Raw genomic sequence first — 6,802 nt, 5'->3', positions numbered from 1 at the left:
TACGCGTTACTCACCCGTCCGCCGCTCGTCAGCAAATTAGCAAGCTAATTCCTGTTACCGCTCGACTTGCATGTGTTAAGCCTGCCGCCAGCGTTCAATCTGAGCCATGATCAAACTCTTCAGTTTAAAAAAGTTTGCTCAAACTCGTGAATCACGTCTGACTTTTACTATATTCTTCAACCCGAAGATTAAAGAACGTAAAGCGAATTGACATGGTCACTTGTTTAAGACTTCAAAGTTTTTGAGAAGTCTCCAGCAAGCGCCCACACAAATTATCTGATTATCTATTTTAAAGAGCGTCTGACTCGTTGTCCGCTTCGTTGTTGTGAAGCGTTGTCCGTGTCAGTGGGTGCGTATAATACGCATCAGAATTTTCAGCGCAAGCACTTTTTTAAAAAATTAATAAAAAAGTCACTTATACGTCATCTTCGCCGAAAGGGTATGTAGTTTTAGTTTGTTTTTTAAACAAAGGCAAGCAAAGATGGATGTTTTTTATCCATCTTTGTGTATTTTAGGTGATGTAACAGCTTATTCTGACTGCTTGAGCTCTTGCCGACGTTTTATTTCATAGACCACAGCCAAAACAACTGTAAGCGCAATCAACACTAAACCCAAAGCATTTACAGCTGGCGTTAAGCCCGTTCTAACTTTCGATGCAATGTAAACCGTTAGGGTGGTGTCGTAGCCCTTTACAAATAGTGTGGTGTTGTAGTTTTCAAATGACTGTAAGAAGGCAATCGCTGCCGCGGAGTAAATAGCAGGCTTTAGGTATGGCAATAAAATGCGCCTAAATGTCTGCCATTGATTCGCGCCTAAGCTTAATGCGGCATTCTCCAATGTTCGGTCAAATCTTTGTAAACGCGCCAACACCATCAGCATGACATATGCAGTGATAAAGGTGGTCTGTGCAATCACCGTTAGCATAATGCCACCGTTTACATCTAAGCCACGCCAGAAGATCAACGCAGAAATCCCTACGATGACACCAGGGGTTAATAAAGGCGACATCATCAGCGAATACACAAACGTCTTCCCTCGCCCCTGATAAGTTGAGAGAAACAGAGCGCAGCACACACCGATTGGCACAGCGATAAGCAGAACGCCCAAGGCAACAATAAGGCTATTAGCCAACGCTTCCCACATCGCGCCATCTTGAGCCAGCGCCTCAAACCACTTTAATGTCGCTCCACGCCAAGGTGAAATCGTAGGAAAGCGGCTATCGTTAAAGGTTGCTAATCCCATAACGATCAAAGGCGTAAATAGATATAAAAAGAACACACCGATGTATAAGCGCACCCCATATTTAAAAATCGTCTCGGATCTCATCATCGTGCAATATCTCCCAAGCCAACCTTAAACACTTTCATGACAAGGCCAATAAAGCCAATGCAAATAATCAACAATAAGAAGGCATAAGCTGCACCTTGATTCCAATCCCCGCCTTCAAAGAACCAGTTATAGATGATTTGCGTAAACCATCGACTACCTGGAGAGCCAAGCAATGCAGGAACCGCATAGCTTCCTGCCGCGAGCATAAAGGTCATAATACAACCCGTTGCGATACCTGGTTTTGCATGAGGAATGATGATGCGGTAATGAGTACGAACCCACCCAGCACCTAAATTTCGGGCGGCTTTGACTTGATTGCTATCAAGGCTGTCAATCGCGTTATAAATCGGGAAGATCATGAACAAGATATACGCATAAACCATACCGATGAGCACCCCCCCATCACCCGATAAGAACCGAACAGGCCGATCAATCAAGCCAAGCCCTAGTAACAAGGCATTTAATGGCCCCTTGTAAGCGAGGATAATGTACCAAGAGAAGGTTCGTAGGATTTCATTGATCCAGAAGGGAATAATCAGCAACAGCAAACATAAAGCCGCCTGCTTTGGCGTTGCCACCTTAGCAAGATAAAAAGCAAGGGGGTAACTGACGAACAGGGTTAGCGTGGTCACTAACACACTCGACCAAATGGTCTTAAAGAAAATCGATAAGTGAATACTGTTACCAAACAGCGTCGCATAGTTATCAAGCGTATACTGGTCTTTCAAGCCACCCACTTCACTCGGCAATAAATTGGGCTTAAATGAGTAATCGACCATTAACAGCTGAGGCAAAATCACCATACCAATCAACCACACTGCAATAAGTGCCATGATGCCAACCGATAAAGGCCCACCAAAGCGAGCTTTAAGTTGGTTAAACATCATCCGCCTCCCCAGCCATAATAATGGCATCTTGAGCACGGAAAGATAGGATTTGATGGCGTCCTGCGACCATATCCTCTTGATACTGGTTCGCTCGCAGTTGGATATTCAGAGGCGTCTCGCCAGCCTGACTACTCAGTGTGAGATAAGAGCCTTCAAAATTCACTTCAGACAACGTAGTGACTAATTCAAAATCCGCTCCCTGTCCAAGCTGTAATGATTCCGGACGAATAAACAACGTTGCTTGCGTTCCTACTTCGATAGGATTGAGCACTCGTCCTGCGAACTGGCCCAACAGACCAGCATCAATAACCGCTTCACCAGCACGACACTCTATTACTTTTCCTGAAATTGTATTGTTTTCTCCAACAAAGGATGCCACAAAAGGGGTGTGAGGACTTTGATATAGAGAAATAGGATCGGCAACTTGCTGCAACTTGCCAGCAGACATCACTGCTACTCGATCTGACATCGTGAGCGCTTCACCCTGATCGTGGGTGATGTAGATAAAAGTGATGCCTGTCTTACGCTGAATTTCTTTCAATTCGGTACGCATATGTTGGCGCAGTTTTAAATCCAATGCTGACAATGGCTCATCTAGTAGAAGCACCTGCGGCTCAACGGCTAACGCGCGAGCAATCGCAATACGTTGTTTTTGCCCCCCAGAAAGCTCAGAAACTTTTTTATTACCACTGCCTTCAAGCGCTACCAATTCAAGTAATCGGTCCGAAACCTTCTTACGCTCTGCCCTGGATACTCCCCGCACTTCTAAGCCAAATTCGATGTTTTCAGCCACGCTCATTAGAGGGAAAAGTGCCAGGTTCTGAAAAATCATGGAGGTCGGTCGCTTATTAGCAGGCACGCCTTTCATATCTTGGCCGCCAATGCGCACCACACCTTCACTTGGTTCAAGAAAGCCACTCACCATATTTAAGATGGTGGTCTTGCCACAGCCTGACGGCCCTAGGAAACTAAAAAACTCTCCCGATTCGATTTTTAAATCCATTTGCTGCACTGCGGTAAAATCCCCAAAGCGCATAACAACATTGTCTAGATGAACACTGCTGTCCATAAGCCCTCTCGCATTTATTCGTTATAGTTTTCAAAGACAAAAAGCCCGCTGGAAAACCAGCAGGCTTCTTAAAGACCCAATCGAGTATTACGCTGACAAATAACGATCTTGATACTCGTTACGCAACGCCACATACCATGGTTCTTGGATCGGCCACCACCAAAGGTTAGCTAGATCCTCTTGCGAATAAGAGCTGTTAAAGAAGTCTTTTGTTGCTTGAGGAAGCAAGTCCGATGCCCCTTTAGCGGTCGAGTTGTAACCTGTCGCTTTGACAAACATTGCGCCTGCTTCAGGGGTGTAGTACCAGTTAATAAACTCATACACCGCATCAACGTTATTAGCATTCTTAGGAATAACGAAGCCTTCCATCCATGCCAAAGCGCCTTCTTTCGGCGCACCGTAGGCAATCGGCTCGCCTTCTTCGGCAAGTTTGAATGCCGTACTATCCCAAGTTTGGCCAATGATTGCGCCATTGGTGCGGAAAGCTCCCTGCGCTTCATTTTCTGTTGACCAGAACTGCGCAATCATATCTTTGTGCTGAATGGCTTCTTTTAAAATCACATCAAAGTTCGCACGCATGGCTTTTTCATTTTTGTACGAGTCCAACAGAGGAAATGGCAGCTTGCCCATCTTTTCTAGCCATAATCCCAAACCAACCAACGCAGAGTGCCCACGTACCGTGACACCACCCGCATGCTCAGGCTTCCACAGATCGCCAAAGCTGAGATTTTTAGGATCAACGCTGGCCTGCTCTTTATTGTAAGCAATTGCCTCCGTCCCCCAGTCCGATGGTGCAAAGTACCGTTTACCGTTTACAACACCACCCACTTCGGAACCAGACATGGCACTATCAAGACAGCCATCCCATTTAATACGTGTCGTGTCCAAAGGCTGAACCAGATCGTAATCCACGTAGCCAGGCACTCGGTCTACTGTCGGCATGATAATGTCAAAGCCTGTACCATCCGTCGCACGTAGTGAGTTCATCAACTCATCATTAGTACCGTATGGCGTGAAGGTGGCGTTAATTCCAGTCTTCGCTTTGAAGTCTGAAAGCATTTCATCGGTTATGTAACCTGCCCAAGCATAGATTTTGAGCTCTTTATTGGCAGCGACGGCTTGGCTGATTGAGAACGGGGTTGCTGCGACCGCACCTGCGAGCGATGCGCCCTTGATAAACTGACGACGAGAAATTGACATGATGACTCCTTGTATCCTTGTGATATTCGCACTTCATTGAATTACGAATGCTGCAATTTTTGTTAACTATACGTTTAATTATTAAGCAGCAAAGATGACAATTTAGTGACTAAAAAATGTCCAGTCAATTTAAAATGAAACATTTGGTCAACTTTGACCATTGTTCATTTCTGAACATGATCATCTGCCTGTTACATTTCAACGTCATTTTGGTTACAAATCACAACATCAGTACACCCAGAAACAAAACCGTCATATTTTCATAATAAAGTAAGCCGCAACGAAACCACTCTAGCCAACATAAAGTGAGCGGACCTTGAAAATCTCCCATGTAACTCGTGCTACCACATTCAGCTATTTAGTGATCGCGGCCGCTCTCGCGGCATTGCTACTCTGGAGTACGCAACAATACCGTGCAGCATTTGAGCAAAGCGACGCCTTTAACCAAGTATGGCAAGCGTCAGCCATTCAACTTGAGCAACGTATTGAAGGCTACCTTTCCTCTGGCGAAACCTCTCAATTACAAGATGCGGAAACTTTCATCACCGGGCAGATCAAGCCAATGCTTGAAACACTGCCAACTACGTTGCGGACCTCTCTTAATGAACGCTTAGATGCGGTCTTAGCCAATCTGCAATCTGACGTGCGCGCAGCAGGCAAGCTATCAGGTAATCCTTATGCGCTAGTCGAAAACAATGCTCGACAAATGTTGTTATCGTTGGACTATTTAAACCAAACGCTGAATTCTGCAACGGATGTCAGCAATGATCTGCTCGCCGATTATTTAAAGGCTCAAGGCAATATGTACGCAGCACTGGCACTACTACAACAAGCATCAAATGATTTCCTAAACAGCCAAACGCCAGCCAATCGAGACCTACTCCAAAGCGCCAACAAACATTTGATCGCTGAAGTTCAAGCCTTTAACGCTCTCCCTGCTTGGCAAAACAACAGCGAATCAAGTCAAACAGACTCTAATGACTTATCTGCCTTGATGGGATGGGGGAGCGAGGATAAAAGTGAAGCGGCGAGTGATGCATTTGAAGAGACAAAAAATGAGCTCAACACTTGGGCAAATCGTTACATCAAAGATGTTGAAAACAGCTTATCTGTTCTAGAGCAAGCCGCCTCGGCAAAAACGAGTGTCCGCAAGCTTATTGAGCAATTAAGCCAAGAATTGAATAAAGGCACAGAAACAATCAAGGCGTCTACCGCTGCATCAGAGCGCAATACGCTGATCGCTTTCGGTTCCTTCGTCTTAATTATGGTGCTGACAACCATCACAACACATCTATTTCAAAGTCGTATTGTGGTCAACAGCGCACGTGATCTATATGACGCAGTAAAAGCCTTAGTTGAAAGTGACAACATTCATCAGCTGTCCGTTAAAAACAATAAAAACGAACTGACCGATGTCGCTCGTTACCTAAACCGCTACTTGGAACAAATTGCAGTTCAGCGCACCCAACGTGATACCGAGCTAAAGAATATTTCAAGCTCACTTAATGAGATGCTGAATGCCTTTGGCCAAGTACATGATTTAAGTGTGGCCTCTAAAGAAGCGCTTGAGCAAACCGTTGAACAAGCAGCACATGTCGATACGCTAGCCAACAAAGCGGAAGTGCGCGCCAAAGAAGTAGAAAGCTACGCACACGACACCAGCGAAGCCATGGCACTGAGCTCAAAACAAGTTTCAACCCTTGAACAAGCCAATCAGACCACGGTTGAACGCCTACATAACAGTAAGGATGCCTTGAAAAGCTTAGAAAACTCGGTTTCGAGTGCCAACTCCATTGTCAGCGGCATTCGTGACATCGCAGAACAAACCAATTTGCTTGCCTTAAACGCCGCCATCGAAGCCGCACGAGCAGGCGAAACGGGGCGAGGCTTTGCGGTCGTGGCAGATGAGGTACGTACGCTTTCCGGTCGCACGCAGCATTCATTAGAAGAAATAACCTCGATCTTCAACTCTCTGACCACTTCTACGTCAAACTTACGCAAGAACCTAGAGCTCATTGAGTCCGCTTCGTCTGAGCAACGAACCTTGACACTAGAACTCGGGCAGTCAGCACAGGAAGTACAAGAGAAATCGCATCAATCAACGGTCTTGTCTCGCAAAGCATCAGGGTACGCCGAAGATCAGAAACGAAGTGTAAGCCTATTAACCGAAACGGTGGAAAGAGTTCGCTCACAGGCTGATGAATCAGAGCGCTTCCTAGCGCAAATGACTAGCAATGTACGTCAGAAAATCGACGATATCACCACTACCTTGGGTATTCGCTCCAGTTAAGCACTGTATACCTAGGCATCGGGACAC

General features: G+C 45.7%; 5 protein-coding genes and 1 rRNA gene. 1 reads left to right on the top strand and 5 read right to left on the bottom strand.

The annotated features are described in order from the left end of the window. The 5 genes from ASC49_RS17020 to ASC49_RS17000 all read right to left on the bottom strand — a co-directional run. Positions 1–126, bottom strand: a 16S ribosomal RNA gene (locus ASC49_RS17020); the annotation flags it as partial. Between the two features lie 402 nt (positions 127–528). Continuing rightward, entirely contained in the window at positions 529–1,326 is a 798-nt protein-coding gene (locus ASC49_RS17015) for an ABC transporter permease (RefSeq protein ID WP_055464445.1), read from the bottom strand. Then, a complete protein-coding gene (locus ASC49_RS17010) occupies positions 1,326–2,213 on the bottom strand; it encodes an ABC transporter permease (RefSeq protein ID WP_055464444.1) in 888 nt (295 codons plus the stop codon). The genes ASC49_RS17015 and ASC49_RS17010 overlap by 1 nt, the downstream gene beginning before the upstream one ends. Next, positions 2,206–3,285 carry an ABC transporter ATP-binding protein gene (locus ASC49_RS17005; RefSeq protein ID WP_055464440.1) on the bottom strand — a complete coding sequence of 360 codons (1,080 nt, stop codon included), beginning with the start codon at positions 3,283–3,285 and terminating at the stop codon, positions 2,206–2,208. The genes ASC49_RS17010 and ASC49_RS17005 overlap by 8 nt, the downstream gene beginning before the upstream one ends. 87 nt (positions 3,286–3,372) lie before the next feature. Further along, positions 3,373–4,485, bottom strand: a complete 1,113-nt coding sequence (locus ASC49_RS17000; protein WP_055464439.1) for a substrate-binding domain-containing protein — start codon at positions 4,483–4,485, stop codon at positions 3,373–3,375. Positions 4,486–4,801: 316 nt separating this feature from the next. On the opposite strand from ASC49_RS17000, the gene ASC49_RS16995 reads away from it, so the two are divergent. After that, entirely contained in the window at positions 4,802–6,775 is a 1,974-nt protein-coding gene (locus tag ASC49_RS16995) for a methyl-accepting chemotaxis protein (protein ID WP_055464438.1), read from the top strand. Positions 6,776–6,802 lie beyond the last annotated feature (27 nt).

This window comes from Marinomonas fungiae, from assembly GCF_001418205.1.
Classification (GTDB): domain Bacteria; phylum Pseudomonadota; class Gammaproteobacteria; order Pseudomonadales; family Marinomonadaceae; genus Marinomonas; species Marinomonas fungiae.
The sequence above is the reverse complement of the archived record's forward strand: the minus strand, read 5'-3'. Positions and strand labels throughout refer to the sequence as shown.

What these genes read in the sequence shown, in the direction of transcription:
- ASC49_RS17015 (WP_055464445.1), bottom strand. Translation starts at nt 1,326, where the DNA reads ATGAGATCCGAGACGATTTTTAAATATGGGGTGCGCTTATACATCGGT.
- ASC49_RS17010 (WP_055464444.1), bottom strand. Translation starts at nt 2,213, where the DNA reads ATGTTTAACCAACTTAAAGCTCGCTTTGGTGGGCCTTTATCGGTTGGC.
- ASC49_RS17005 (WP_055464440.1), bottom strand. Translation starts at nt 3,285, where the DNA reads ATGGACAGCAGTGTTCATCTAGACAATGTTGTTATGCGCTTTGGGGAT.
- ASC49_RS17000 (WP_055464439.1), bottom strand. Translation starts at nt 4,485, where the DNA reads ATGTCAATTTCTCGTCGTCAGTTTATCAAGGGCGCATCGCTCGCAGGT.